The 26,746-nt window shown below is 67.3% G+C and carries 23 protein-coding genes and 1 other RNA gene; 5 read left to right on the forward strand and 19 right to left on the reverse strand.

What is annotated here, in order from left to right; genetic code table 11:
• Positions 1-25 precede the first annotated feature (25 nt).
• Both LN450_RS22025 and LN450_RS22030 read right to left on the reverse strand, forming a co-directional pair.
• A complete protein-coding gene (locus LN450_RS22025; RefSeq protein WP_011345999.1) occupies positions 26-1,054 on the reverse strand; it encodes an NADP-dependent oxidoreductase in 1,029 nt (342 codons plus the stop codon).
• Positions 1,055-1,188: 134 nt separating this feature from the next.
• On the reverse strand, positions 1,189-2,160 hold the full coding sequence (locus tag LN450_RS22030) for an aldo/keto reductase (protein WP_011346000.1): 972 nt from the start codon (positions 2,158-2,160) through the stop codon (positions 1,189-1,191).
• A gap of 233 nt (positions 2,161-2,393) precedes the next feature.
• Between LN450_RS22030 and LN450_RS22035 the strand changes: the two genes are divergently transcribed.
• Both LN450_RS22035 and LN450_RS22040 read left to right on the forward strand, forming a co-directional pair.
• Complete coding sequence (locus tag LN450_RS22035; protein ID WP_011346001.1) at positions 2,394-3,248, forward strand: class I SAM-dependent methyltransferase; 855 nt, start codon at positions 2,394-2,396, stop codon at positions 3,246-3,248.
• Positions 3,249-3,340: 92 nt separating this feature from the next.
• Complete coding sequence (locus tag LN450_RS22040) at positions 3,341-3,913, forward strand: pseudouridine synthase (RefSeq protein ID WP_011346002.1); 573 nt, start codon at positions 3,341-3,343, stop codon at positions 3,911-3,913.
• A 330-nt stretch (positions 3,914-4,243) separates the two neighbouring features.
• Here LN450_RS22040 and LN450_RS22045 read toward each other — a convergent pair whose 3' ends face one another.
• On the reverse strand, positions 4,244-4,675 hold the full coding sequence (locus LN450_RS22045) for a hypothetical protein (RefSeq protein ID WP_008572324.1): 432 nt from the start codon (positions 4,673-4,675) through the stop codon (positions 4,244-4,246).
• A gap of 466 nt (positions 4,676-5,141) precedes the next feature.
• Positions 5,142-7,643: an ATP-dependent helicase HrpB gene (hrpB, locus tag LN450_RS22050; protein ID WP_039417196.1), complete on the reverse strand. Its 2,502-nt coding sequence runs from the start codon at positions 7,641-7,643 to the stop codon at positions 5,142-5,144.
• A gap of 231 nt (positions 7,644-7,874) precedes the next feature.
• Between hrpB and LN450_RS22055 the strand changes: the two genes are divergently transcribed.
• Positions 7,875-8,159, forward strand: a complete 285-nt coding sequence (locus LN450_RS22055; RefSeq protein WP_008572328.1) for a hypothetical protein — start codon at positions 7,875-7,877, stop codon at positions 8,157-8,159.
• 176 nt (positions 8,160-8,335) lie between these two features.
• Here LN450_RS22055 and LN450_RS22060 read toward each other — a convergent pair whose 3' ends face one another.
• From LN450_RS22060 to LN450_RS22100, 9 genes are all read right to left on the reverse strand, one after another.
• Positions 8,336-8,809 carry a YehS family protein gene (locus LN450_RS22060; RefSeq protein WP_003489391.1) on the reverse strand — a complete coding sequence of 158 codons (474 nt, stop codon included), beginning with the start codon at positions 8,807-8,809 and terminating at the stop codon, positions 8,336-8,338.
• A gap of 167 nt (positions 8,810-8,976) precedes the next feature.
• On the reverse strand, positions 8,977-9,336 hold the full coding sequence (gene uraH, locus LN450_RS22065; RefSeq protein ID WP_011346004.1) for a hydroxyisourate hydrolase: 360 nt from the start codon (positions 9,334-9,336) through the stop codon (positions 8,977-8,979).
• Entirely contained in the window at positions 9,306-10,727 is a 1,422-nt protein-coding gene (gene hpyO, locus LN450_RS22070; RefSeq protein ID WP_011346005.1) for an FAD-dependent urate hydroxylase HpyO, read from the reverse strand. Before hpyO ends, uraH begins: the two co-directional genes overlap by 31 nt.
• Positions 10,724-11,215 carry a 2-oxo-4-hydroxy-4-carboxy-5-ureidoimidazoline decarboxylase gene (gene uraD, locus LN450_RS22075; RefSeq protein WP_011346006.1) on the reverse strand — a complete coding sequence of 164 codons (492 nt, stop codon included), beginning with the start codon at positions 11,213-11,215 and terminating at the stop codon, positions 10,724-10,726. The genes hpyO and uraD overlap by 4 nt, the downstream gene beginning before the upstream one ends.
• A complete protein-coding gene (gene hpxZ, locus LN450_RS22080; protein ID WP_014089057.1) occupies positions 11,212-11,607 on the reverse strand; it encodes an oxalurate catabolism protein HpxZ in 396 nt (131 codons plus the stop codon). The genes uraD and hpxZ overlap by 4 nt, the downstream gene beginning before the upstream one ends.
• On the reverse strand, positions 11,604-12,494 hold the full coding sequence (puuE, locus tag LN450_RS22085; protein ID WP_011346008.1) for an allantoinase PuuE: 891 nt from the start codon (positions 12,492-12,494) through the stop codon (positions 11,604-11,606). The genes hpxZ and puuE overlap by 4 nt, the downstream gene beginning before the upstream one ends.
• The gene (locus LN450_RS22090) at positions 12,491-13,747 is read right to left on the reverse strand and encodes a pyridoxal-phosphate-dependent aminotransferase family protein (protein WP_039417667.1); all 1,257 of its coding nucleotides are present in this window, start codon (positions 13,745-13,747) and stop codon (positions 12,491-12,493) included. Before LN450_RS22090 ends, puuE begins: the two co-directional genes overlap by 4 nt.
• Positions 13,737-14,957 carry an allantoate amidohydrolase gene (locus LN450_RS22095; RefSeq protein ID WP_228885053.1) on the reverse strand — a complete coding sequence of 407 codons (1,221 nt, stop codon included), beginning with the start codon at positions 14,955-14,957 and terminating at the stop codon, positions 13,737-13,739. Before LN450_RS22095 ends, LN450_RS22090 begins: the two co-directional genes overlap by 11 nt.
• Positions 14,958-15,524: 567 nt before the next feature.
• A complete protein-coding gene (locus tag LN450_RS22100; RefSeq protein ID WP_039417666.1) occupies positions 15,525-16,457 on the reverse strand; it encodes a LysR family transcriptional regulator in 933 nt (310 codons plus the stop codon).
• 365 nt (positions 16,458-16,822) lie between these two features.
• Between LN450_RS22100 and LN450_RS22105 the strand changes: the two genes are divergently transcribed.
• The gene (locus tag LN450_RS22105) at positions 16,823-17,710 is read left to right on the forward strand and encodes an alpha/beta fold hydrolase (protein WP_011346013.1); all 888 of its coding nucleotides are present in this window, start codon (positions 16,823-16,825) and stop codon (positions 17,708-17,710) included.
• Positions 17,711-17,950: 240 nt separating this feature from the next.
• Positions 17,951-18,027: non-coding RNA, sX9 sRNA (locus tag LN450_RS22110), on the forward strand.
• A gap of 4 nt (positions 18,028-18,031) precedes the next feature.
• Here LN450_RS22110 and gvpU read toward each other — a convergent pair.
• From gvpU to LN450_RS22140, 6 genes are all read right to left on the reverse strand, one after another.
• Positions 18,032-18,490, reverse strand: coding sequence for a gas vesicle accessory protein GvpU (gvpU, locus tag LN450_RS22115; RefSeq protein WP_008572349.1), 459 nt, complete (start codon positions 18,488-18,490; stop codon positions 18,032-18,034).
• Between the two features lie 223 nt (positions 18,491-18,713).
• Entirely contained in the window at positions 18,714-20,294 is a 1,581-nt protein-coding gene (locus LN450_RS22120) for a gamma-glutamyltransferase family protein (protein ID WP_008572350.1), read from the reverse strand.
• Positions 20,294-21,754, reverse strand: coding sequence for an AtzE family amidohydrolase (locus LN450_RS22125; RefSeq protein ID WP_011346014.1), 1,461 nt, complete (start codon positions 21,752-21,754; stop codon positions 20,294-20,296). The genes LN450_RS22120 and LN450_RS22125 overlap by 1 nt, the downstream gene beginning before the upstream one ends.
• Positions 21,755-22,220: 466 nt before the next feature.
• Positions 22,221-23,336, reverse strand: coding sequence for a nucleoside hydrolase (locus tag LN450_RS22130; protein WP_039417664.1), 1,116 nt, complete (start codon positions 23,334-23,336; stop codon positions 22,221-22,223).
• Between the two features lie 151 nt (positions 23,337-23,487).
• Complete coding sequence (locus LN450_RS22135) at positions 23,488-25,038, reverse strand: adenosine deaminase family protein (RefSeq protein WP_039417663.1); 1,551 nt, start codon at positions 25,036-25,038, stop codon at positions 23,488-23,490.
• A gap of 127 nt (positions 25,039-25,165) precedes the next feature.
• A complete protein-coding gene (locus LN450_RS22140; RefSeq protein WP_039417668.1) occupies positions 25,166-26,479 on the reverse strand; it encodes an NCS2 family permease in 1,314 nt (437 codons plus the stop codon).
• Between the last annotated feature and the right edge of the window lie 267 nt (positions 26,480-26,746).

A 26,746-nucleotide genomic window follows, 5' to 3' on the forward strand; every position in this document is an offset into this window, starting at 1 on the left:
GTGTAGAGAGGCACGACGAATACCGTTAGTCCAGAGCGACGACGGCCTTGCCGAAGTTCTTGCCGCGCAACACGTCGATCAGGCCCTGCGGGGCGCTGTCCAGGCCGTGCAGCACGTGCTCGCGGTACTGAATTTTGTCCTCGCGCAGCCACTGGCCCATTTCGCGCAGGAAGGCAGGCATCAGGCGGATGAAATCGTGCTGGATGAAGCCGCGCACCGTCAGGCGTTTGCGCAGCACCTGGCCCATGAAGTCGGGCAGGCGATCCGGGCCGGGGTGGGCTTGCCCACGGCTGTTGTAGGTCGCGATCACGCCGCAGACCGGGATGCGTGCAAAGTCGTTGAGCTGCGGCAGCACCGCATCGAACACCTTGCCGCCAACGTTTTCGAAATAGATGTCGATGCCGTCCGGCGTTGCGGCGCGCAACTGCTCTGCAAAGTCGTCGGCGCGGTGGTCCAGCGCCACCTCCACCTGCAGCGTGTCACGCAGGTAACGTACTTTTTCTTCGCCACCGGCAATGGCGACCACGCGCAGGCCCTGCAGGCGTGCCAGCTGCGCCACCGTGGCGCCGACCGGGCCGCTGGCGGCAGCGACCACCAGCGTTTCGCCGGGCTGTGGCTTGCCGATTTCATGCAGGCCCGCATACGCGGTAAAGCCGGGCATGCCATAGACGCCGAGCGCGGTGCTCAGTGGCAGGCTGTCGTCCTTGGGCAGCTTGCGCAGGGGTGTCGTGGGGGTCAACAGGCTATGCGTCTGCCAGCCGCCGGGCAGCACCAGCAGATCGCCAGGCTGATAGTCGGCGTGATTGGACGCAATGACTTCGCCGACGGTGCCGCCTTCCATCACGGCATCGATGGCCACTGGCGCGGCGTAAGAGGGACCTTCGTCCATGCGGCCACGCATATACGGGTCCAGCGACAGGAAGCGATTGCGGACCAGAATCTGGTCGTGGCCGGTCGGTTCGACGGCGACCTCTTCGATGCGGAAATTGTCGGCGCTGGGTTCTCCGTGCGGGCGCGATGCCAGCACGATGCGGCGGTTGATGATGGACGTCATGGGGAATGGCTCGTAGGCAGTCCGCGCGTGGGCGGTCGGGTGAGCACAGCCGCTGTGCGGCTGCGCGGGAGAGTGCTGTCACAGGCGCAGCAGGGTGCATGGTCGGCACACAACGCGACATGCCCCCTGATGCACTAGCGCGGTGCCGATGACTCCGGCGCGCTGGCGCTGTCCAGTTGCGCGATCTGATCGGCACTGAGCGCCACACGTGCGGCTGCCAGCACATCGTGCAACTGGGTCACGCTGGTGGCGCTGACGATCGGCGCGGTCAGGCCGGGGCGTGCGATCAGCCAGGCCAGCGCAATCTGCGCAGGCGTGGCGTTGTGCGTCACGGCCAGATCGTCCAGCGCCTGCAGGATGCGCAGTCCACGCGGGTTGACGTACTGCTTGACCACCGATGCACCGCGTGCGCTGCTCTTGCCAGCGTCGTCGGCGCTGCGATATTTGCCGGTGAGAAAGCCGCTGGCCAGCGAGTAATAGCTGATCACGCCCAGCTCGCGTTCGCGCACGAGGGGCTCCAGTTCGGCTTCGTAACCGGCGCGGTCGTACAGGTTGTATTCCGGCTGCAGGCTTTCGTAGCGCGGCAGCTTGTACTGCTCGGAAATATCCAGCGCATCGCGCAGGCGCGCAGCGCTGTAGTTGGACGCGCCGATCGCACGCACCTTGCCTTGCTCGATCAGTCGGCCGAATGCCGCCAGCGTGGCTTCCAGCGGAATCGATTCGTCGTCTTCGTGCGCCTGGTACAGATCGATCACATCGGTCTGCAGACGCGTCAGCGAATCTTCCACTGCTGCTGCGATGTTGTCCGGCGACAGGCCGGGATGCTCGCTCCACTTGGCGACCTTGGTGGCGATCAGCACCTTGTCGCGCTTGCCGCTGCGCGCAAGCCAGCGCCCGATGATGGTTTCCGATTCGCCGCCGCGATTGCCCGGTACCCAGCCGGAGTAAGCATCGGCCGTATCGATGAGATTGAAGCCGGCATCCACGAATGCATCGAGCAAGGCGAACGAGGTCGCCTCGTCGGCGCTCCAGCCGAACACATTGCCGCCGAAGACGATCGGTTGAACCTGCAGGCCGGAGCGGCCGAGTGCGCGGGGTTGGGTCATCGTGGATGCTCCTGATTCGAACTGGCAACAGGATAGTCACGCACACCGATGTTGCGTGTGACATCTGCGTGGATTCAGCGTTCCGCCGATCGTCCTCAGCAGCTCACAGGATCTGAACATGTCGGCGACGGGGGACGCGGCAACAGGCCTTGTGCGGATGCACGACGGGCACATGGCAGGCCCGGGAGCGCATGTTAGGCTCGCGCTACTTTTTCCCGGATGAGGGTGCTGCGATGATCGGCAACAAGCTGGCCTGTGCATGTGTGATGGGTGTGGTGGTGGCGATGAGCGCGCCGCTGGCGATGGCGGTCAAGCCTGCCGATAGCGCGAGCTTGCCCGCGCCCGACGCCGCATTGCAGGCAGCCATCAACGGCAACTGGCGCGACCGCGTGTACGTGCAGCGCGATCAGTATCGCCATCCCGGTCAGACGTTGGCGTTCTTCGGCATCAAGCCGACCCAGACCGTCATCGAAATTACTCCCGGCGGCGGCTGGTATTCGGAAATCCTGGCGCCGTACCTGCGCGAAAAGGGCAAGTACGTGGCTGCGGTGGTCGACCCGGCGTCGGCACCGGAAGGCCGCAGCCGCGATTACGCGCAGCGTGCGCGCGACGAGCTGGAGAAGAAGTTCCATGCCAAGCCGGAGGTGTATGGCAAGCCCTCGCTCGTGTCGTATGTGCCTAAGTCGCCGTCCTTTGGCGTGGACAACTCCGCCGACCTGGTACTGACCTTCCGCAACGTGCACAACTGGCGCATGGCCGGCACTGCCGAGGCGATGTTCGCCGGCTTCTACAAGGTGCTCAAGCCCGGCGGCGTGCTTGGCGTGGTCGAACATCGCGCCAAGGCCGATGTGCCGGCCGACGACAAGAGCGGCTACGTTGGCCAGGCACAGGTGATTGCAATGGCCGAAGCCGCCGGTTTCACCCTGGTTGGCAAGAGCGAGGTCAACGCCAACCCGCGCGACACCAAGGATTACCCGGGCGGTGTGTGGACGCTGCCGCCCAGCAACAGCCATGACAAGGCCGACGATGCCAAGTACCAGGCCATCGGCGAGAGCGACCGCATGACCTTGAAGTTCGTCAAGCGCTGACGCCCGGCTGCATGCCGGCGCGCTGCGCGTGTCGGCATGCAGATGTTTGACGTCATCGGGTATGTGCAGCGCGTCGCGCAACAGGATTGGCAATGTTGGTGTTGTTGAACAAACCCTACGGTGTGCTCTCGCAATTCAGCGACCGCTCGCAGCCGCCCAAGCGCACGCTGGCCGAATTCGGCTTGCCGCCCGATGTGTATGCCGCAGGCCGTCTGGACCATGACAGCGAAGGCTTGCTGTTGCTGACCGATGACGGTGCATTGGCGCATCGGCTGACCGACCCGCGCCACAAACAGCCCAAGACGTACTGGGTCCAGGTGGAGGGCGCGCCACAGCCCGAACAACTGCAGGCGTTGCGCGACGGGGTGGTGCTCAACGATGGACCCACCCGGTCGGCACAGGTGCGCATGCTCGACCCGGCACCGCAGCTGTGGCCGCGCGATCCTCCGGTGCGCGTGCGCAAGACCGTGCCCGATGCCTGGCTGGAGCTGCAGATCACCGAAGGCCGCAACCGTCAGGTGCGGCGCATGACCGCGGCGGTGGGCTTGCCGACCTTGCGCCTGGTGCGCGTGGCCATCGGCGATTGGCGGCTGGACGCGCTTGCACCTGGGCAGTGGCGCGCTGAAGACACCGCCAGCGCGCGCCCGCGCCGGAGCCCGCGCTGAGGTGTGGCATCTGTGGCGGGCGCGGTACGCGTGGCATTGCGTTAACGCGTGTAGCCGCTGACAGGACGTTCGCATCGCCAGCGGGCGCAACGACCGGAGCGTGTGAGCGGGCAGATCCTGTTCTTGTCTCCCGCTTCGCCTGAGCCACGCATGGCCGACCGTTATTCGATGGGTTCGATGGTCGTCCCATCATATGACGCAGACGGCACGCAGCGTGGGCCCCTCAATCGCTGACATCGGTGCATTGCGCTGCACGCAGACATGCATGCCACAAACGAAAAACGCCACGGCATCAGGCCGTGGCGTTTATGCATGACTTCGCGCGATGGCTTATTCGATGCCGTCGCTCGGGGTCACTGCACCGCGGCGCTGGTAGGCCGCACGGCGTGCGTTGGCATTGCTGGCATGTTCGCGATCCAGACGATGCACATTGCCGCCGAGCACCTGCTGGTCACGCTGACGCTTGCGGTACACCGCATAGCCGATCAGGCCCAGGCCTGCGACCGCGGCGGCAACCGTCACGGCCGGGTTGCGCTTGACCAGTTTGCTGGCGGCCTTGCCACCGGTGCGCACTGCGCCGAGCGCGGCGCCGGTCTTGAGCCATTCGCTTGCGCTCGGTCCGAAATGACGCAGGCTGCTGCCGGCGTGGCGTGCCTGGTCGCCCGCGTTGGACGCGGCATGACGCAGCTGGTCGCCCGCAGTGCCGGCCAGTTCCAGGGCACGCTCCAGGGCGCGTTCGGTGATCACAGTCAGCTTGCTCATCGGAGGCGTTTCCTTTCTGAGTACGTGATCTGCAGTCTGTGCGCTGATGCGTATAGGCGGCGTTAGCGGGACCGGGTGCCGTTTGGCTTACGGTTAGGTAGTGCGCCGCGGTGGATTCCGAGTGCCCGCCTGTTTCACCGCCGCCGCGGGTCCGTGCGTTTCAGGTGCCGCGTGGTTTTGCTCTGTGGGTTGCTGCAGCTGTCCGCGCCGCAGGAGATTTCGAGCGCCCTTCTGTTTCACCGCCGCCGCGGGTCCGTGCGTTTCAGGTGCCGCGTGGCTTTGCTCTGTGGGTTGCTGCAGCTGTCCGCGCCGCAGGAGATTGCGAGCGCCCGTCTGTTTCACCGCCGCCGCGGGTCTGTGCGTTTCAGGTGCCGCGTGGTTTTGCTCTGTGGGTTGCTGCAGCTGTCCGCGCCGCAGGAGATTGCGAGCGCCTGTCTGTTTCACCGCCGCCGCGGGTCCGTGCGTTTCAGGTGCCGCGTGGTTTTGCTCTGTGGGTTGCGGCAGCTGTCCAGGGATCGTCCGGCCACGGATGCCTCGGATACCTCCCCTTCATCTCTTTTTTAACGTCCGGATACGTATTCGCCCAGAAACTCTTCAAGTCCTGGGTCACCTGCAACGGCCGCCCGCCGGGCGACAGCAGGTGCAAGGTCAACCGGATACGGCCGTCGGCGATGCGTGGGGTTTCGGCCAGGCCGAACAGTTCCTGCAGTTTGACCGCCAGCACCGGCGGTAGCGGTTGGCCGGCGTGGTCGAGGGCATAGCTGATGGGGCGCTCCATGCCGGAGGGCACGCTGATGCGGGTGGGCGCATGGCGGTCGATCCACTGGCGGCGCTCCCAGGGCAGCGCGCTCTTCAGTGCTTCGCCCAGGCTGGCCTCATCCAGCGCGTCCAGGCGGGTCTTGCCGGCGAAGGCCGGGCGTAGCCAGGTGTCCAGCGTCTCCAGCAGTGTGGCATCGGAGAGATCGGGCAGCGCCAGCTCGGGCATCCATCTCTGCAGCGACTGCACGCGGGCGCGCCACTGCTGCAGGTTTTCTGTCCAAGGCAGGGCGTCCAGGCCGAGTTGACGCACTGCGTCGGTGAGCGCGGCTGCGGCGTGTGCCGGGTCGACGCGGCCGGCCGGGCGGCTGTCGAGCACGATGCGGTCGAAGCTGGATTGGCGGCGGGCGACCAGGGCCCGTTTGTCCGCGTCCCACTGCACCACGTCCTGCTGCACGAAGCGCTCAGGCAGGCTGCGACGCAGGTAGGCTTCATCCACCGGCGCGGCGCGCAGCAACAGCGCATCCTTGGCTTCATAGCGCAGTTCGCTGGCCACCAGCCACGGTTCGCCGCGCAGATCGCTATGGTCGAACAGGCGCGCGCTGCGGCCGTTGGCGAGCAGGTAGCGCAGCGGGTCGGCCGGGTGGCGTGCGGCGATGCGATCGGGAAATGCGTGCGACAGCAGGTCGCCGAGCGCGTGCGCCTCCACGCTGGATGGCGGGGCGCTGTCGCAGCGCAGCCGGCGCCGCCATTGTTTGGCGGCGCTGTCGATGGCAGCCAGGCCGCCACGATCGGCGTCGGCCGCGCTGCGGCCCTGACGAAATGCCGCCAGCGCCCGCCAACGCGCGGCCAGCCCATCGCCACCCTGGCGCAGCGGATCGCGCGCTTCCAGCAACGCGGCCAGGTCGCAGGCCAGCGCCACACGCGGCGCATCGCCGGCCTGCGCCAGCATCGCCGCCAGGCGTGGATGCGTGCCCAGCGCGAGCATGCGCCGGCCGAGCGTGGTGATGCCGCCGCTTGCGGTGAGCGCGCCCAGCCGCCGCAGCAGCTCGCGCGCGGCGGCCAGTGCGCCACTGGGCGGCGCATCGACAAAGCGCAGCGCGCTGCTGCCCCAGGCGGCCAGTTCCAGCGCCAGGCCGGCCAGTTCCACCTGGGTGATCTCGGCACGGCGCTGCGGTTCCAGCCGTTGCGACTGCGGCCACAGCCGGTAGGCCCAGCCGCTGGCGACACGCCCGGCGCGGCCGGCGCGCTGTTCGGCCGAAGCCTGCGCAATGGCGGCCACGTCCAGCCGCGAAAACCCGCTGTTGGGGTCGTAATGCGGCTCGCGCGCCAGCCCGCTGTCGATCACTACGCGCACGCCGGGCAAGGTGACCGAAGATTCGGCCACGTTGGTGGCCAGCACCACGCGGCGGCGGCCTTGCGGGTCGGGCTGCAGTACCTGGCTTTGCGCCTCCACCGACAGCTCGCCGTGCAGCGGCAGCACCTGCACCGCCGGATCCAGCGCATCCTGCAGTGCGCGATGCACCCGCGCGATCTCGCGCTGGCCGGGCAAAAACACCAGCACGTCGCCGGGATGCGTGGACAACGCGTGCTCCACCGCGCGCCGCGTCTGCGGCTCCAGCGCTTCGTCGCGGCGCGCCGGAAAGTGCGCAATCTCCACCGGGAAACTGCGCCCGGCACTGCTCAGCCGCGGCGCTTCCAGAAAGCCGGCCAGGCGTTCGCCATCGAGCGTGGCCGACATCGCCACGATGCGTAGGTCATCGCGCACCTGCGCCTGCACATCCAGCGCCAGCGCCAGACCCAGGTCGCCGGCCAGATGGCGTTCGTGGAATTCGTCGAACAGCAGCGCGCCGACGCTTTCCAGCATGGGGTCGTCCTGGATCAGCCGGGTCAGGATGCCTTCGGTGACGACTTCGATGCGGGTGCGCGCGGAGGTCTTGTTCTCGAAGCGGATGCGGTACCCCACCGTTTCGCCGACCGGCTCGCCGAGCTGGCGCGCCATGAACTGCGCCGCGCTGCGGGCCGCCACGCGGCGCGGTTCGAGCATCACGATTCTGCGGCCGGCCAGCCACGGCGCGTCCAGCAACGCCAGCGGCACCTGGGTGGTCTTGCCGGCGCCGGGCGGGGCTTCCAGCACCAGCCGCGGATGCGCAGCGAGACTGTCGCGAATTTGCGGCAACAACGGGGAGATCGGAAAAGCAGGGTCGGTCATGCGCGGGAAGGATACGTTTCTGCTGCATAGAGTGCGACAGAGACCTGTGCGCAACTGCCGGCAGCCCGCTGCGTTCCGGCTCACCACGATACAGCGCACGAAACGCTCCACGCTGCAGCGAAACATCGGGTGCGAGAGACGTAATCGCAGCGCTAAATCGGAAATCCCCGTATCCCACTTGGTCAAGGTCTTTCCACAATCGGCAGGCCACTCCGCCAATCCAGAGACGCTATGAACGACTACGGTTCTTATCGCTACCTGCCTGCCGATGGTTGGTACGCTACCTATCCCCAAGTGACCGATACCGACCAGGTGCGCGTCTTCCAACGTGTGGCGCTATGGCGGGTTGCCCCGCACGGTACCATCGTGGGTCTGATCTCCTCGCCCGACGGCGACCAGGAGGACATCGAGTCGCAGCTTCTCAGTGCCCCGCGCGGACAAGGCGTCCACTACATCCACATGGATGATATGACCGAACAAGAACGCGAGCAGATCCGCAACAGACGTTTCAGCTGATCGCACCTGCTGCGTTTTGGGCGCCGTCACGCGTGATCTGACGACGACGGTACGGATGGCGCATGGCCATTCGTACCGTGGTGGCGATTTAGAGCGTGCGTGCGGTTCTCATGCTCTTGCGCCGAAAAAGGGCATCCGCTGGACAAGCGCCAGCGGCCAAGCGCGTGCGCTGAAGATCATCCCGCTTCGCGCATCCGGGCGGTCAGGCCCTTGAGGAAGGCGCGCAGCAGCTGGTCGCCGCAGGGGCGGAAATTCTTGTGGCCGGGTTGGCGAAACAGTGCGGAGAGTTCCGGCTTGGACAGCGGGAAACCGGCGCTGGCGAAGATGGCGTGCATGTCGACGTCCTTCAATTCGAAGGCCACGCGCAGCTTCTTCAACACCAGGTTGTTGCCGACGCGGGTTTCCAGCGGGCGTGGCGGCTGGCTCTCGTCGCGGCCGCGGAAGCGCAGCACCAGGCCGTCGAGAAAACGCGCCAGCATCGCATCGGTGCAGGGCTCAAAGCCCGGCTCGTCTTCCTTCTTCAGCCAGGCCTGTACCTGCGGCTTGTCGAGCGCGAACTCGGGGTCGGCCAGGTGGGTGATGTCCACCACCTTGTCGTCGCTGAGGTCGAGCATATAGCGTATGCTGCGCAGTACATCGTTGTGGATCATGACCGTTCCGGTGCCCCGGCCTGTCGCCGGAAAGCGGCCATTCTACGGGGCTTGAGTGAAACCGGTCTGACACCGTGCGCAGGGGGTCATGCGCACCGGCAGCGATGGAAGCGCAGGCCGTCGTGCAGACGGGCCCGAATTGCCTGCACTGCGGCACGACGCAGCGCTCAGCTGCCGCGATAGGTGGAGTACCCGTACGGGGACAGCAGCAGCGGGACATGGTAGTGGCCGTCGTCGGCGATGCCGAAGGCGATCGGGATGCAGTCCAGGAACGGTGGATCGGCCAGCGCCATGCCGGTTGCCTGCCAATAGCGGGCGAGGTCGAATTCCAGCCGGTAGCGGCCGGGTTGCAGCGCGAGCGCGGCCAGGTCCGGGCAGCGGCCGTCGGGATTGGTGACACCCTCGAAGTGCAGCGTCTCGCCGGCGAACAGCCGCAGCGGCACGCCCGCGGCGGGGCGGCCGCTGGCGGTGTCCAGCACGTGCGTGGACAGCGTGCTCATGCCACTGCCTGGGTGGGTTGCGGCCATTGGCCGACGAATTCGGGTTGGTCGTAGGCCAGGTAGCTGTCGACGATGGCCTGGCGGTCGTCCAGGAACAACTGGTCGGCCACTGCGCGGGCCAGCCGCGGCAGCGCCACCTTCAGCCCGGACAGCGCGGCGGCCGATGGGCCGTGATTGATCAGCGCCGAATAGTTGAAGGCGAACAACCCGTGCAGCAGCGCGGCATCGTCAGGCGTGCGTGGCAGCAGTTCGAAGCCAGGTCCCAGATAGGGGTGTGCGTCCAGCACCGGATTGGCCTGGCCCGGCGGTGGCCGATAGCGGTCGCCCCAGCAGGCGATGCGCCCGGACAGCGCAGCCAGTTCCGGACGCAGCTGCGGATCGGTGACCAGGCCGGTGGCGATGGCAAGGAAATCGAAGCGGTGTTCGCGCTGCGGCGTGCGCACGACGATCTCGCCATCGCGTTCGGCCACGTCCAGCCACGGCGCGCCAAGATGCAGCGCGAAGCCGGCATGCGCACAGGCGCGCTGGAAGGTGTCGTTGGTGGGCGGTTGGTTGTGCGCGAAGAAGCTGGCCATCATCCGATACTTGTCTGCATCCGGCAGCGCCAGAAAACGCGGAATGATGCCGGCCTGTTCCATGTGCCGGAACGGATTGATGCGCGGCAATTCGCTACGCCGCACGAACACCTCGGCACTGGCGAGGCCTTGTTCGAGCGCAAAGCAGGCATTGTCGAAGGCCGAGGCGCCGCCGCCCAGAATGCCCACACGCTTGCCGGCCAGTGCGGCGAAATCGATCTGGCCGGACGTGTGCGCGTAGCGGTGCGCGGGCAGGGCGCGGCTGATCCACTCGGGCACCACCCACTGGCCCCCGCCCTGGATGCCGGTGGCCAGAATCAGTTTGCGCGTGAGCAGGGGGGCGCCCATCGCCAGATGCAGGCGATGGATACCCGGTGCGAAGTCCGGCTCCACGCGGACCAGGCGGGTGGCGTTGCGCACCGGCAAGCGCAGCGTTGTGCGATACCAGCGCAGATAATCCATCCAGCGCGCGCGCGGAATCTTGTCCAGCGCATCCCATGCGGCGCTGCCGTACTGCGCCTCCCACCACGCGCGGAAGGTGAGCGATGGCACGCCCAGATCGATCGAGGTGATGTGCTTGGGCGTGCGCAAGGTCTGCATGCGCGCGTAGGTCACCCACGGACCTTCCTGGCCCGCCGGGTTTTCGTCGATCACCAGCAGGTTGTGCACACGCTCGCGTTGCAGCGCGAACGCCGCCCCCAGGCCGCTCTGCCCGGCGCCGACGATGATGACGTCGTAGACGTGCCCGCTCGGATGCACGCGCGGTTGCACCCAGGCATCGCCGCCGTGGGCCAGGCATTGCAGGTCGTGGGCGAGGGTACGTTCGAGGTGGGCCAGGCTCATGGCAGTGCCTCCAGGCGCAGGTGAACGATCTTGCCGATTTCGGCGATGGCGGTGGCGATCTCTGCATTGCGCGCGGCCTCCAGCCGCTGCGCCAGCGCGGCCAGAATGCCGGCCTTGTCGTGCAGCCGCACGCAGATCACGAACGGAAATCCGAAACGGTGGCGATAGGCCTGATTGAGCGCGTGGAAGCGCTTGAATTCGTCCTCGCTGAGCCGGTCCAGCCCGGCCGAAGCCTGCTCCGCGGCCGATGCTTCGGTGAGCGTGCGGTCGATCGCGGCCTTGCCGGCCAGCTCTGGGTGGGCGCGGATCAGTGCGACCTGATCTTGCGGCGATGCGTCGTAGACGACCTGCATCAGGCCGTGATGCACATCGGCCAACGGCCGCCGCCGCAGCGCACGTTCAACCACCCACGGCGAGTGCTCGAACAGGTCGCGGTAGCGCGCCAGGAAGGCGGCATCGTCCAGCGCGGGGTCGTCGACCACGCTCATGCGTGCGTGCCTTGCAACGAGACATGCGCAGCCACCACTTTCCAGCCGTCGGCAAAGCGCACCCAGCTCTGGCTTTGCCGCCCGCGTGCGCTGCTGCCCTCGCGAATGAACTCTGCGTGCGTAGTGGCAAAGTCATGCCCGAAGCCGTGTACCTGCACATGTGCGAGCTGGCGTTGCGGCGAACCACCGCGGCCGCTGCGAAATGCGCGGATCGCATCGATGCCGTACAACACTTCGCCCACGCCATAGCGCACCGTGCTGGGCGCTGCATGAAACAGCGCATCCATCGCCGCGATGTCGTCGCGCATCAGCGCGGTTTCGTAGGCATGGAAGGCGGCCGTCACTTGCGCGATCACCTCGGGCAGATCGATCCGGGAGGCGGCAATGCTCATGCCGGGTGCACCTGCAGCCAATGGCGCGCAATATCGATGCGGCGCGCAATCCAGGCATCGCCGCTGGCCAGTACATGATCGACAAAGCGCGCCAGCGCCGCCGCGCGTGCCGGCTTGCCCACGATGCGCCCGTGCAGGCCGATCGAAAGCATGCGCCCGCCTTCGCTGCGCAATTGTTCGAAGCTGTCGCGCAGATAGCGGAAGAACGGCTCGCCATCGGCAAAGCCGTTATAGGCGACGAATTTCATATCGTTGGCATCCAGCGTGTACGGCACGATCAACTGCGCACGGCCGTGGCGGTGGTCGTAGTACGGCACATCGTCGGCGTAGCTGTCGGCGTCGTAGACGAAGCCGCCTTCCTCGGCAATCAGGCGGGCGGTGTTGGGGCTGGTGCGCCCCTGATACCAACCCAGCGGGCGGCTGCCGGTGACGCGCGTATGCACGGCGATGGCCTGCGCGATATGCGCGCGTTCGGTGGCCTCGTCCACGTGTTGATAATCGATCCAGCGCAGACCGTGACTGGCGATTTCCCACTGGGCCGCCTGCATCGCGGCCACCGCATCCGGATTGGATGCCAAGGCCTGCGCCACCCCGAACACCGTCATGGGCACGTTGCGTGCAGTGAACAAGCGATGCAGCCGCCAGAAGCCGGCGCGGCTGCCGTATTCGTACAGGCTTTCCATAGCCATGGCGCGTGCGCCGGGGTGCGCGTGTGCACCGACCATTTCGGACAGGAACGCTTCGGACCCGGCATCGCCATTGAGCACGCAGTTTTCTGCGCCTTCTTCGTAATTGATCACGAACTGCACTGCGATGCGCGCGCCGCCCGGCCATTGCGCCGCGGGCGGCGTGGCGCCATAGCCGAGCAGGTCGCGCGCAGCGTTCATGCCTGCGCTTCCGCGTGCCAGGCGGCCAGTGCCGCTTCCACCGCCAGGCCGTGCGTGCAGGCATCACCTTCGGCGCGCAGTACCGCTTCCAGTGCGGCCAGGGTGATCAGCACCTTGTGCTTCATGGCGTTGTAGCCCATCGCGCCGATGCGCCAGATCTTGCCCTGCAGCGGCCCGAACGCGGTGCCGATCTCGATCTCGAAATTCTCGCGCATGCGGCGGCGCACCGCCTCGCCGTCGATGCCAGGCGGAATCACCACGCCGGTGACGTTGCGCATGCGATGCGCATCGTCGCCGAACACTTCCAGCCCCAACGCGCGGATACCTGCACTGACCGCGCGCCCGGCCGCCGCGTGGCGCGCGAAGCGTGCATCCAGGCCTTCCTGCAGGGCCACGCGTGCGCATTCGCGGGCGCCGTACAGCATGGTGGTGGCTTCGGTGTGGTGATTGAGGCGCTTGTCCGACCAGTAATCCATGATCATCGCCAGGTCGAAATAGTTCGAGGCGATGCGCGGGCCGCTGCCGTTGGCGATGTCGGCGCGCACGATGCCGCGTTCGACATGGCGACGCGCGAAGATGGCCTCGGCCGCGCGCTCGGACACGGTGATCGGCGCCGAGCCGGACGGCCCGCCCAGGCATTTCTGCAAACCGCCGGTGACCACGTCCACCTCCCAGCGGTCGCTGGCGACGGGCATGCCGCCGATGGTGGCGGTGGCGTCCACATAACTCAGCGCGCCAGCTGCGCGGCACAGCGCGCCGAGGCCATCGAGCGGCTGGGCCATGGTGGTGGAGGTGTCGCCGTGCACGGTGGCCACCAGCTTGGGCGCCACGCGCTCGATCGCCTCGGCAATCGCGCTCAGCGGCAGCACCTGGCCCCATGACGCATCCACCGTGTGGACCTCGGCGCCGAGGCGGCCCAGGATTTCGGTGAGCAACAGGCCGAAGCGGCCGAAGTTGAGCACCAGCACGCGCTCGCCCGGGCTGACCAGCGACACCAGCGCCGCTTCGATACCGGCGCGCGCGGTGCCATCGACCAGGAACGTCCAGCGGTTCTCGGTGCCGAACAACGGCCGATAGAGCGCCATCACCTCGTTCATGTAGGCGGTCATTTCCGGATCGAACTGCCCCAGCAGATCGGCGGCCATCGCACGCAGCACGCGCGGATGCGCATTGACCGGGCCCGGGCCCATCAACAGGCGCTGCGGGGGATCGAGTTCGCCAAAGGTGTGCAGCTGACGCAGATCAGGTGACAAGGGGTTCTCCCAGGTGTTCGATGAAATGGCGCATGACCGCCAGTGCAATCTCGGCATCGGCCGGATCGACATGCTCGTCCGGATGATGGCTGATCCCGCCGGCGCAGCGCACGAACAGCATCGCAGTCGGGCACAGCGCCGCCATCACCATGGCATCGTGGCCCGCACCGGAGACCAGCTGGCGCGGTGCGATGCCTTGCGCGGCAACCGCATGTTCCAGCCGCGTGATCAGTGCCGGCGCGCAGGGGCTGGCAGCCAGTGTCTGCAGCGGCTCGATGGCGATGGCGATGCCGCGGTGGATGGCGATCTGCGCCAGTGCCTGTTCGATCTGATGCACGGCGGCATCGCGGCTCGCGTCGCTGCCGGCGCGCACGTCCAGCGTGCAGTCCACACGCCCCGGCACCACATTGGTGGCGCCGTGTGCCACCTGCAGCGTGCCGACGGTGGCAACCAGATCGCTGCTGCCTACGCGCGCGATGCGCTCGATGGCCAGCAGCGCTTCGGCGGCGGCGCTCAACGCGTCGCGGCGCAGTGACATGCTGGTGGTGCCGGCATGCCCGGCGCGGCCCTCGAAGCGCAGCGCGAAGCGCCGCTGCGCGGCGATGGCGCTGACGATGCCGAGCGGCAATCCTTCGGCTTCCAGTACCGGGCCTTGTTCGATATGCGTTTCCAGATACGCCAGCACGCTGCCCGGCGCGCGGGCGGCGCGCTGCACGTGGGCGATGTCCAGGTTCCACGCGGCCAGGGCGCTGGCCACCGTGATGCCGGCGGCGTCGGTGACCGCCAGCCTGGCGGGATCGAGCGTGCCGGCCACCGCGCCGCTACAGAACATGGACGCGGGAAAGCGCGAGCCTTCCTCGTCGCCGAAGGCGATGACCTCGATGGCGAACGGTAGTCTGCGCCCCTGTGCATGCAGCGCAGCGACGCATTCGATCCCGAGCAGGATGCCGAGCGGGCCGTCGTAGCGCCCGGCATCGCGCACGCTGTCCAGGTGGCTGCCGATCAGCAGCGCCGGCGTGTCTGGCCGCGTGCCGGCGTACCGGCCCACCAATGTGCCGAGGGGATCGATGCGCACCTGCATGCCGGCCGCCTTCATCCAGGTGCTCACCTGTTCCACCGTGGCGCGGTGGGCAGGACCAAGCCAGCCGCGGAATAGCCCGGTATCGCTATCGCTGTAGGACGCAACGCCCAGCGCGTCGCAGCGTGCCACCGCACGCGCACCGCCAGGAGCGGTGAGGTCGGCGGTTGCTTGGCGGGACGGCAGGGCAGCGGGCATCGACAGGACCAACGGGGCTCGTGGAGCCTTCAACAGCGGTCCAGGAGCAGGCGGGAGAGGTGACGCTTGGACTATAGGGAGGCAGTCCTGTCGCCATCAAAGAGTTTTTTCGCGGGCTTGTGCTGCAAAAAATGCAACGCGGTACAGGCGCCCCGCTGGCCTGGTGCTGCCGCGGCAGGCATGCCCTTGCGACGACCTCATCCAGCGAATGCGTGCGCGTGCCAGCGGCACCTCGGCCACGGTCTTGCCCGCACCGGTTGGCGGCAACGCCGCGAATGCACCGCAACGCCGTGGGCGCTGCGTCACGCGCAGCCCATGCGCCACACGCCGCGCGAAGGAAAACCTCGGAACGTGCCCATGGGGCGGGGGCGGCTGTTAATACGGTTCGGGAGGATCGCACCGCAACTGCGTCAGCTGATCGACTGCATGGCGTTGTTGCGGTCAGGCGCGCCTTCGCGCGCGTGCGGCAGCCAACGGCATGGCGGGGCTGCCTGGCGCCGCTCAACCGCCGTCCGCACATCCAAGGTCGTGCCGTAACGCAGCCACGCACTCGTCCACGAAGGTGCGCACCTTCGACGAGCCGCGGCGGCCTTCGACATGGACCACGTGCACCGGTTCGGGCGCGATTTCGAAGGCATCCAGCACGCTGACCAGCGTTCCGTTTTGCAGGTGTTGGCGGACCTGGTAGGACGGCACTTGCGTGAGGCCCCACCCATCCACTGCGGCAACGATGGCGGCGTTGAATGCGCTGACGCTCAGGCGCGAGGCAACGTCCACCTCATGCGCACGGCCATCCAGACGAAACGCCCACTTGGGCGCGCGTTCGGCCGCGGAGGTGGAAATCGTTGCATGCTGCGGCAGCCTGTCCGGGTGCTGCGGTATGCCGTGTTCTGCAAGATAGCCGGGCGAGGCACAGACCATGCGACGGACGCTGCCGACCGGGATGGCAGTCAGCGACGAATCGGGCAACGTGCCGATCCGGATCGCCACATCGATGCCTTCCTCCAGCAGCGGCACGACGCGGTCCACCAGCAGTGTCCGTGCGCGCATCGCCGGGTAACGGCTGAGGAAGTGCGCTACGACAGGTGTGACATGCAGTGCACCGAACATCTGCGGGGCAGTCACGGTGAGCAAGCCGCTGGGGAGCGTATGCAGCCCAGCGGCGCGGCTTTCGACATCCTCCAGCTCGGCCAACAGGCGCCGGCAGTCGCTTGCATACTGCTGGCCTGCCGCGGTGAACCGCATGGTGCGTGTGCTGCGCACCACCAGCAGCACGCCCAGCCGCGCTTCCAGCTGCGCGATGGTGCGCGTGACTGTGGCGGTGGAAATGCCGAGACGGCGTGCGACACCCGCAAAGCTTGTGTGCTCGGCCAGCGCGGCAAACAGCGTCATTTCCTGGATGCGGTCCACCTGCGCCTCGACTTCGACAATCACCTTCGACCGGGCACGCAGCCTAGCAGCCCGATGTGAGCAACCCCTGGATGCCGCATGCGCCATGCAGCGCATGCAAACGCAACAGTGGCCGCGGCATTGCGTGCGATGCAATGCTCAATTGAACCCCAGGGTGGTTCTCGTGCTGGACCGGCGCACCTAGCATGGCCGCCATTCCACACGCTTTGCCGCACCAGCATGCGCGCAGCCCCACGCATCAATTCCCACCGGCAACATGCGCCGGCGTGACACGGGCGCCGCTCCATCCTGCGCCTGGGGGGATGGGCACCGCACTGGCCCTGGGGGCCGGCAGATTGCGTGCAGCCGACACTTCCGGCGCATACACCCCACCACTTGACGGAGGCAGCATGTCCCACGACTCCACCCAGCGCATCAGGTATCGCACCCAGCAGGTTGGCGATGTCCAGGTGTTCTATCGCGAGGCAGGGCGCAAGGACGCACCGGTCCTGTTGCTGTTGCATGGGTTTCCCAGTGCCAGCCACATGTTCCGCGACCTGATGCCGCTGCTGGCAAGCCAATACCGTCTGATCGCCCCGGATCTCCCCGGCTTCGGCATGACCAAGGCACCGCCGCGTGGGCAGTTCGATTACACTTTCGAGGCGCTCTACAAGGTGATCGAAGGCTTTACCGACGCCTTGGGGCTGACGCGTTATGGCCTGTACCTGTTCGACTACGGTGCACCGGTCGGCTTCCGCCTTGCGGCCGCGCATCCGGAACGGGTGAGCGCCATCATCAGCCAGAACGGCAATGCCTACCTGGAGGGCTTCAGCGACCAATGGGACGCCTGGCAAGCCTACTGGCGTGAGCCAAGCGCCGCCAATCGCGAGGCCTGCCGTGCATCGTTGTCGCCGCAGACCATTCGTGAGTGGCAGTACGGTACCGGTGTCGCGCCCGGGGCACTGTCGCCGGACGGCTACATGCTGGATATCGCCTACATGGCGCGCCCGGGCGCCGAAGAGATCCAGCTCGACCTGATCCTGGATTACCGCAGCAACGTGGCAGCGTACCCGGCATTCCAAGCGTATTTTCGTACCCATCAGCCGCCATTGCTGGCCGTGTGGGGCAAGCACGACCCAGCCTTTATCCCGGCCGGCGCACAGGCCTACCGCAAGGATCTGCCAAAGGCCGAAGTGCACCTGCTGGACACGGGGCACTTTGCACTGGAGACGCATGCGGTGGAGATTGCGCACTCCATCAGTGAGTTCTTGTCGCGTACGCTCGCGCCGTCTGTATGACGCGTGGCCGTGTTGATGCCACTGCATCGCCAACGTGCGCTGAGGTCCAACGGCGCTGCCTGACACAGGATCGCCAAATGCTGCCGTTCTGGAGCGGCCTTGCACTGCTTCGAGATGTGGTTGGTAGTCCAGTGTGAGATGGCGCGCACTCACACTGGAGCAGACGGTACGGGGCTTGAAGCACCTAACAAAAACGACTGCGCCGCCGCCAGGCGGGCGCGGCCGGTGCCCGGAATCGGCATGTACCACACGTACACTGCGGTTCTGAGCGCGCCGTCCGCGCCCACCTGACGGCGGCGCGCGACGTGTTGTTGGCCGCGCTCAGTCTGCCGACAGCGACCCAAGGGTGAAGCCGGAAACCGCATTGACCTTGCCACGCCACAACACGCCACGGTTGCTTGGCAGCGGCTGGCCGCCCGGTGAGAAGCAACGCGCATCGATCAGGTGGATGAACTGCGGCGGCGTGCTGCTCTGCTGCGCATCGTCTTCGGAATCGTAGATGCTGGCGTGGCTGGCAAACGCGCGACGGATATCTTCTTTTTCATCGGCCGCGCCGGGGTAGGCCGCAGAGAACTCCTGCGCAAATGCCTCGAAATACCGCTTGCCGCTGACCAACTGGCCGGAAATGACGATGCCTTCGACAAACAGCGTGACGCCGAACTGCACGTCCGAGGTGTTGGCAATGCCGACCAGCTTCTGCAGATACCAATCCACGCTCTGGCCATCGAACGCCAGCTTGACGTCTTCCAGCGACGGTTGATGTTGATCTTGGTCTGTCATGTTGCTCTCCTTGAGTGGATTGGACGACGCGTTAGCCGTAACGCAGATGTGGATGGCGCGCCGTTGGCGTGCCTAAGCATGGCACACGGATCGCCAAGGTTGCCGTGGTTGGGTTCGCTACGAAGGCTCCGGCACGATGGTCTTGCGACACATGGACACTTTCACCCGGTGCATGCCCATGGCGCGCATGGGGCGAGCGACCGCAGCGGAACGACCGCCCTAGTCACCACCCCGCCACCACCCCATCGGAGCGCGGATCACTGGCGCCGCTGATCACGCCATCGACCTCACGCACCAAGGCACCGGCATGCCCCATCACCGCGCTGTACGCCGGCAGCAGTTCCACCGCATGCCCGGCGTTGCGCAGGGCCTGCACCACGGCCGGGTCGAAGCGGTCTTCCAGCTTCAACGCCGTGCTGTCTTCGCCCCAGGTGCGGCCGAGCAGCCAGCGCGGTGCGCTGACCGCCTGCTGCAGCGGCATGCCGAAGCGGGCGTAGCGGGAGAACACGGCGGCCTGGGTTTGCGGTTGGCCTTCGCCGCCCATGGTGCCGTAGGCCATCACGCGGCCATCGTCGAAGGTGGCCAGTGCCGGGTTGAGGGTGTGGAAGGGTTTGCGGCCTGGGGCAAGGGCGTTCCAGCCATCGGGGGCGAGGCGAAAGCTGCAGCCTCGGTTCTGCCAGGTGATGCCGGTGCGCGGCAGCACCAGGCCGGAGCCGAATTCGAAGTAGGTGGACTGGATGCAACTGACCGCGCGGCCGTGCGCGTCGATGGCGCCGAACCAGACGGTGTCGCCTGCTTGCGAGGGCTGTGGCCACGGCAGTGCGGCGCTCATGTCGATGCGTGCGGCGAGCGCATCGAGTGCGGTGCTGTCGTCGAGCAGGGCTTGCGCGTCGAGCGTCATCCAGGCGGGGTCGCCCAGGTGTGCGTCGCGGATCAGGAACGCCTGCTTGCTGGCTTCGATCAGCCCGTGCAGGTGTGCGTAGCTGTCTGCGTCTTCCACCTTCAGGCGATCGAAGAGCGCCAGGATCAACAGCGAGGCAAGCCCCTGCGTGGGTGGCGCGTGGTTGTAGAGGCGCGCGCCCTGGATGACAACCGATAACGGCACGCTGACGTCGGCGCGATGGATCGCCAGGTCGTGTGCGCTGAGCGGGCTGTCCAATGCCTGCAGGTCTGCGGCGATATCGTGTGCGATCGCGCCACGATAGAAACTCTCCAGCCCTTCATCGGCGAGCCGCTGCAGGGTGCGCGCGAGCTGCGCCTGGTGCAGCAGCGCGCCTTCGCCCAGCGGGACGCCGTGCGGCTCGAAGATCTCGGCATAGGCGCCGGGTTGCAGACGCAGTTCTGCGCCCTTGCTGGCGGCGATCTGCGCCCCGCCCAGCGTGACCGGCACGCCGGCGCTGGCGTGATGGATCGCATCGCTCAACAGGCGTTGCAGCGACACGCTGCCGTTTGCCTGCTGCAGGGCCAGCGCCCAGCCGGAGACGGTGCCGGCCACGGTATTGGCCGCGCCTGGCCCGCGCCACGGAACGTGGGCGTGGCCGCGATAGAAATCCAGTGTTGCCGCCTGCGCCGCGCGGCCGCAGGCATCGATGGCATGCACGCGGCCATCGGGTTCGTGGATGAGCCAGAAGCCATCGCCGCCGATGCCGGTCATGTGCGGGTAGACCACCGCCAGGCAGGCGGCGGTGGCCACGACCGCTTCGACGGCATTGCCGCCGTCGCGCAAGACATCGCGCCCGGCCTGTGCGGCCAAGTGGTGCGGTGCGACCACCATGCCGCGGCGCGCGCGCAGGGTATGCACCATCAGCGTGACTCCGGCGGCGGGCTGAAGGCGAGCAGGCCGTCGCGTTCGAGTTGCGCGGCCAGCGCAAACAGGCGGTCTTCACGGCCGGGCGCGGCGATCAGTTGCACGCCCAGTGGCAGGCGCCCGGGACGCGGCAACGGTGCGGCCAGCACCGGGCAGGCGGCCAGGCCGAGTGGCTGGGTAAAAATGCCCAGGTTCGCGCGTGCGGAGACGGGCAAACCGTCGATCTGGATGGTGTCCTGGTCGATGCGTGGCGCCACGCACGGGGTGGCCGGCGCGATGAGCACCTCCACCTGGTCCCACAGCGCGTGCATGGCATCGGCAAACCATTGTGCGAAGCGGTGCGCATCGGCCACCGCGCTGGCGGGCAGCTGCAAGCCGGCGAGCAGGCGGTCGCGGGTGGCCGGGTCGAACTGCGCGCCGTGCGCGGTGAGTGCGCTGCGGTGACGATGCCCGCCTTCGGCAGCGGTCAGGACGAAGGCAGCGGCGCGTGCGCGTTCGGCCTCCGGCAGGTCGATCGACGAAAGGCTGTTGCAGGCGGTGAGCAGGGCCTGCAGCCCGGCCTCCAGATCCGGATCCAGATTGCGTTCAAACCAGCCGCCCAACCGCGCGACACGCAGGTTGCCGGCATGGCACGAAGGCAGCGGCTGCCCGCGCAGTACCTCATGGATGCGGCGCAGGTCGGCCACCGAGGTGGCGAATGGGCCGGCCACGTCCAGTGCGTCGACAAACGGGAACACGCCATCCAGGGGCACGGCGCCGTGCGTGGGGCGCAGGCCGTAGATGCCGCACAGCGCGGCCGGCACGCGGATGGAACCATTGGTGTCCGAGCCAAGCGCGAACGGCACCAGCCCGGCCGCCACCGCAGCCGCCGAGCCGCCCGACGAGCCGCCCGCCAGGTGCTGGAGATCGTGCGGATTGGCGGTGGTGCCGTAATGCGCGTTGACGGTGGCAAAACCGTACGCGAATTCGTCCATGTTGGCGGTACCCACCAGCACGGCCCCGGCGTCGCTGAGCCGTTGCACCACCGCCGCATCGCGGCTGGCCGGCGGGCAGTGCGCACGCACCGCGGCGCCGGCGGTGGTGACCTGCCCGGCGACGTCGAACAGGTCCTTGACCACGAATGGCACGCCGGCCAACGCGCCCCCGTCGCTGCCCCCGGCAAGCGCGGCCTGCACGCGCGCGGCATCGGCCGCGGCACGCGCCGGCAGCAGGCGGGTGATGGCGCACAGGCGGTCGTTGGCCTGGTTGATGCGCGTCAGCGTCTGGGTGGCCAGTCGCGCGGCCAGCGTGGGCTGGCTGCGCGTGGTGCTGACGATGGAGGCAATCTGGCCGCGCGCACCGCCGCCCTCGTGTGCCGTTGCAGGCGGCGCATGGAAGCTGGCCAGCAGCTGCGCGTGCCCACGCAGCACTTCGGTATTGCGATCGACGCCTGCCTGCCATTGCGCGGGGAGTTGCATGGATCACCTGTTGGAAAGCGGGGATTGGGGAGTTGAGATTCGCTTGTGTGCTTGGCGTGCGGGTCGTGCAAACGTGCTGGCTGATGCGTTGAGAGCCGACACGACGCTGTCGGGATGCGCGTCACCGTTACAGTGGTCGTTGTGACCGCAAAGACCGCAGACGTGCAGCTTCCGGCGTTGGATCTAATCATGCAGCAGCGTCATCGCGCGTCGTGCTGTCTCACGTCCTGATCGAACGGCTCTCCCGCGGAGCGAGAAGGCAAGGTTTGCGCGCCACCGGTGCGCATGCATGGGAGCGTTCGCATCGCAAACGCGGGCTGGGGCGCTGGCGGCGTTGGGCGAGGCTGTCACGGCAGTCGGAGATGTGCCAGGCATTTGTTTCCACATTCCTCACCAGCGACTCTACCGATGCAGCACTGTCATCTGCATATCGAACCTTCATTCGCCCTGCGGGCGCCTTGTTCCATCAAGGGGACCGAGGTCCGATGGGAAAAAGGGGAAGTGGTAACCCCACTGCCGGTGGTTGCGGCGCGGTGAGGCGGTCGACCAGCAGCTGTTCGAATGCCGGCACGTCCACCGCATGCACCACCGTCTGCGCCTGCTCGCCCAGCCCGGGCTGATACCCCGGTGCCCACGACAAGATGTCGCCGTACCCGGCATCGAAGGCGGTGTTGGTGTCGACGTACAGCGTTTCGGTGCGGGTGGCCAAGTCGGGGCGCAGCCACACGGCCGTGGCCAGTTCGTCCCACATCGGAAAGCCCGGCTCGCGGCGGCGCAGTGCGTGGCCAATCGTGGTGTCGGCCGCACTCATGCGCGCCAGCAACTCGGTGGTGAGTTCGGTGGCGGTGGAGGGGTCGACCGGCACCATGGTGATCTGCCGCCACGGCGCGCGCATGACGATGCTGGCCGCTTCCGGGTCCCAGCGGATATTGAATTCGCGTCGCGGCGAATTGACGAACTCGCGTGCGAATTGCTGCGCACTCACGCTGTTGCGTTGCTGCCGTGGATTGAGGCTGCCGCCCATGTAGACCAGCTCGCGCGCCAACGTGGCAAAGGACGGGTCCAGCGATTGCGCCAGTGCCAGATTGGTCAACGGGCCGGTTGCGATGATGCTCACCTCGCCCGGGTATTGACGCACCATGCGCAGCATGAACAACGCGGCCGGCTCGTCTGCGGGGCGCACCACGCTGGGATTGCCCAACGCCAGCTCGGGCACCACATCGTGGGCGTGATAGCGCGGCGCGCTTTGCACGGTGTCGCCGTCCACCCAGTGCCTGGTCCATGCGCCTTTCCAGACGAGTTTGCCGTACAGCGCTTCCCAGCGCTCGGTGGCCGACTCGCTATTGAGCAGCGGATGCACCGGGCCGGGAAGCACTGGAATCTGCGGATGGCCAGCCAGTTCCAGCAGGCGGCAGGTATGCGCCAGCGCCTCATCGCGCCAGATATTGCCGCTGACGGCACTGATGCCCAGCACCTGCACGTCGGGCGATTGCAACAGCAGCAGCTGTGCGGGCGTGAAGCCGTCGATGTCGTCTTCGAGAATGACGCGGCGTCTGGATGAGGGGCGGTGCGGATCGTTCATTGCGTTCTTGTCGTGGAAGGTTGAAGGCGTTGCAACGGCGATGGAGAGAGGCATTTGTGGGAGCGTGTCTGCGCGCGACGGTGCGTTACCGGTTAAGCCCGTTCGTGCTCGGGCGCGCTCCTACGCTGCGTGTGTCATGTCGTTGTCGGTGCTATCTGTGTTGCAGCAATAGCGTGCGCTCGTACTGGGCCAGGTCGGTTTCCAGCTGCCATTGCAGCCGCGCCTTCTCGCTGCCCTGGCGGAATGCGCGACAGGCAGCGTCATCGGTTTCGCGCTGCAACGCAGTGGCGCAGGCCTGCGCAACTTTACCGTCGGCATCCCACAGGCTGGTGCCCGGCAGGAAGCTGTAGGTGAGGCCATTGCGGGCCAGCTGTTTGAGCGTGGGGTAGTCGAGGCCTTGTTCCTGCATCGCGCGTTGGTACTCGTGGGTCATGTCCGCACGCGAGACGCCGGCATCGTCGGTGGACAACACCACCGGCACGCCGGCACGCAGATACAGCGCCAGCGGATGCGCCATGCCCTTGACGCCCAGGATCACATCGTTGCTGGTGAGGTTGATCTCCACCGCAACCTGATCGCGTCGCATGCGTTGCAGCAGTGTCTCCGCATCGTCTTCGTAGGGCAGGTCCACGCCATGACCGATGCGGCGTGCACCGGCATCCACCGCCTGCCGAATATGCGAGCGCAGCTGCGCCGGCGGCACCAGCCCCAGCGCCAGCTCGCCGGCATGCAGCGACAGCGGCACACCGGGATAACGCGTTGCGAAGAAGCGGAACATCGCCATGTGCCGTGCGTAATCGGCCAGCGCCACTGGATTGTCTTCCGGCGCAACGATGTTCAGCGCCACCGCGCGGCTGCCGCCGGCCGCGATCAGCGCATGCGCCAGCGCCATCTGCCCGAACACCATCGGCTGCGGCAGCACGCGCAGCACATACGGAACATAGCGGTACTCGACCGTGCGGCCGGGGCGTGCATCGGCCTGGTCGCAACGCAGTACGCGCCGGACCTGCGCGTCGACGTCGGCAAGATCGCGTTGCGCGGCCTGCACCAGCGGCGCCAGGTCGGGCTGCAACGCACGCAGGTTGGCTGCGTCGTCCTCGCCCTTCCACGGCAGTAACTGCATGCGCTTGGCAGCCTGATCCATCTGCGGCGGGTTGGCGATGATTTCCACATACGGCACGCGGTCGCGTGCGGCCTGCTCCAGCACTGCGGCGACGGTGTCGGCGACACGGGTGCGGACCACCGCATCGAACTTGCCGAAGGTGCTGAAGAACTGATCGTGGCCGCTGGGGTGCGTTGGGCCTGGCAGGAAGTTGCGCATCGACAGCGAATTCACCATCCGCCCGTACAGCGCGGCATTGCGGGTCGCCAGGCCGCCCGCCGGCTCCTGGCCGGCCCCGCAGGGCGGCGCGCGCAGGCTCAGGTCGTCCAGTTGCACGCAGGCGCCATCGTCGCTGGCCCACTGCAGATAGTCTTCCGCATACACCGAACCGGAGAGGTGGTTATGCAGGTCGCCACCTTTCGGCATGGCCTGCAGCCAGGTGCGTAGCTGTGCCGGCTGCGCGGCCGCCTCACGGAACAACTGCGACACCTGCAGTTGGCGTTGTTGCGCAGGCGCCGGTGCTGGTGTTGGCCGTGCGTGCACGGCAACGGGCAAGCACGCCCACACGCTCAGGATCAGACAGCGGCGAACAAATGGCATGCAGGAGACTCGTTTGGAGAGACGGTGGCGTGCGACGGCCGGCGGCCCCATAGCTTGCCCACCAGCGCGATCCGAAGCCACCCACGTACGCGCCGGCAAGCACGCCTGGAACACGTGGAGGCACGCATCATTCCAGCGCATAGCGCAGCACGAACAAGCCCGCGATGGCCCAGGTGGCCGGGTGCACACCACGCCAGCGGCCGCTGCCGAGCCTGAGCGCGGCATAGGTGACGAAGCCGAACGCAAGCCCCGTCGCAATGGAATAGGTCAGCGGCATGGCGAGCATGCAGATGGCGGCCGGCAAGGCGTCGCCCACATCGTCCCACTGGATCTGCGTGCATTCGCGCAGCATCACCGAGGCCAGGTAGATCAGCGCGGGTGCGGTGGCGTAGGCCGGCACCATCGCGGCCAGCGGCGAGAACAGCAGGGCAAGCAAGAACAAGGCGGCAACCACCAGCGCGGTGAGGCCGGTGCGCCCGCCCACCTGCACGCCGGCGGCGCTTTCCACATAGGCAGTGGTGCTGGAGGTGCCGAGCAGCGAGCCGGCCAGGATGGCGGTACTGTCGGCAAGCAGCGCGCGGTCGAACTGGCGGCGCTGCGCGGGCGTGTGCAGCAGGCCGGCGCGTTGCGCCACACCCATCAGCGTGCCGGTGGCGTCGAACATTTCCACCAGCACGAACACCAGCACCACATGCAGCACCGCAGCGAGCGCACCGCCGCCGCCATGGCCGTGCAAGGCGCCGACGATATCCAGCTGTAGCAAGGTGGGCGCCAGGCTTGGCGGCAGCGCCAGGACGCCTTGGTAGCGCACCAGCCCCAACGCCAGCGCCGCGCCGGTCACCGCAAGAATGCCCAGCAACATGGCACCCCGCACGCGGCGCACTTCCAGCACGCCGATCAGCAGCAGCCCGGCCAGCGCAAGCAGCGGCTCGGGCCGGTGCAGATCGCCCAAGGTCAGCAAGGTCTGCGGATGCGCCACCACCAGTCCGGCCTTCTGCAGCCCGATCAGGGCCAGGAACAAGCCAATGCCCGCCGCAATGGCGCTGCGCAAGGTGGGCGGAATGCCATCCACCAACCAGCGCCGCGCGCCGGTGACGGTGAGCAGCAGAAAGAGGCAGCCGGAAACGAACACCAGCCCCAGGGTCTGCTGCCAGCTGTAGCCCAATGTGCCGACCACGCTGAAGGCGAAGAACGCGTTCAAGCCCATGCCCGGCGCCATGCCGATGGGATAGTTGGCCAGCATGCCCATCAACAGCGAGCCGAGTGCGGCGGCCAGGCAGGTGGCGACGAACACCGCGCCGTGATCCATGCCGGTGGTGGCCAGGATGTCGGGATTGACGAAGACGATGTACGCCATCGTCAGGAAGGTGGTGGCACCGGCCAGCAGTTCGGTGCGCACGCTGCTGCCGTTGGCGGCAAGCGCAAAACCGGGCCAGCGCATCAGCATGCGCTCGGGGCGTACAGCCGGTTGACGGCAGGACAAACGAACATCGGCAGAGATCTCATCGATACGGGGCGGGGTGCGTGGCAGGGCACGCACGCGGGCGGCCCATCTTGCCCTGTTGCGCTGCGCTTGCCACGGGCATCGGGCACGGATTGCGCTGCAGGAGCGTTTGCACACAGGTGCGCGGAAGCGTCACGCGGCATCGCGCATCGTTGCGGCGCATGCCGCGCCGCCGCTGCACGCATGGCAGCGCACGTGCCGTGG

Origin of the sequence: Xanthomonas euvesicatoria pv. euvesicatoria, assembly GCF_020880415.1 — a bacterium.
Taxonomy (GTDB): Bacteria; Pseudomonadota; Gammaproteobacteria; order Xanthomonadales; family Xanthomonadaceae; genus Xanthomonas; species Xanthomonas euvesicatoria.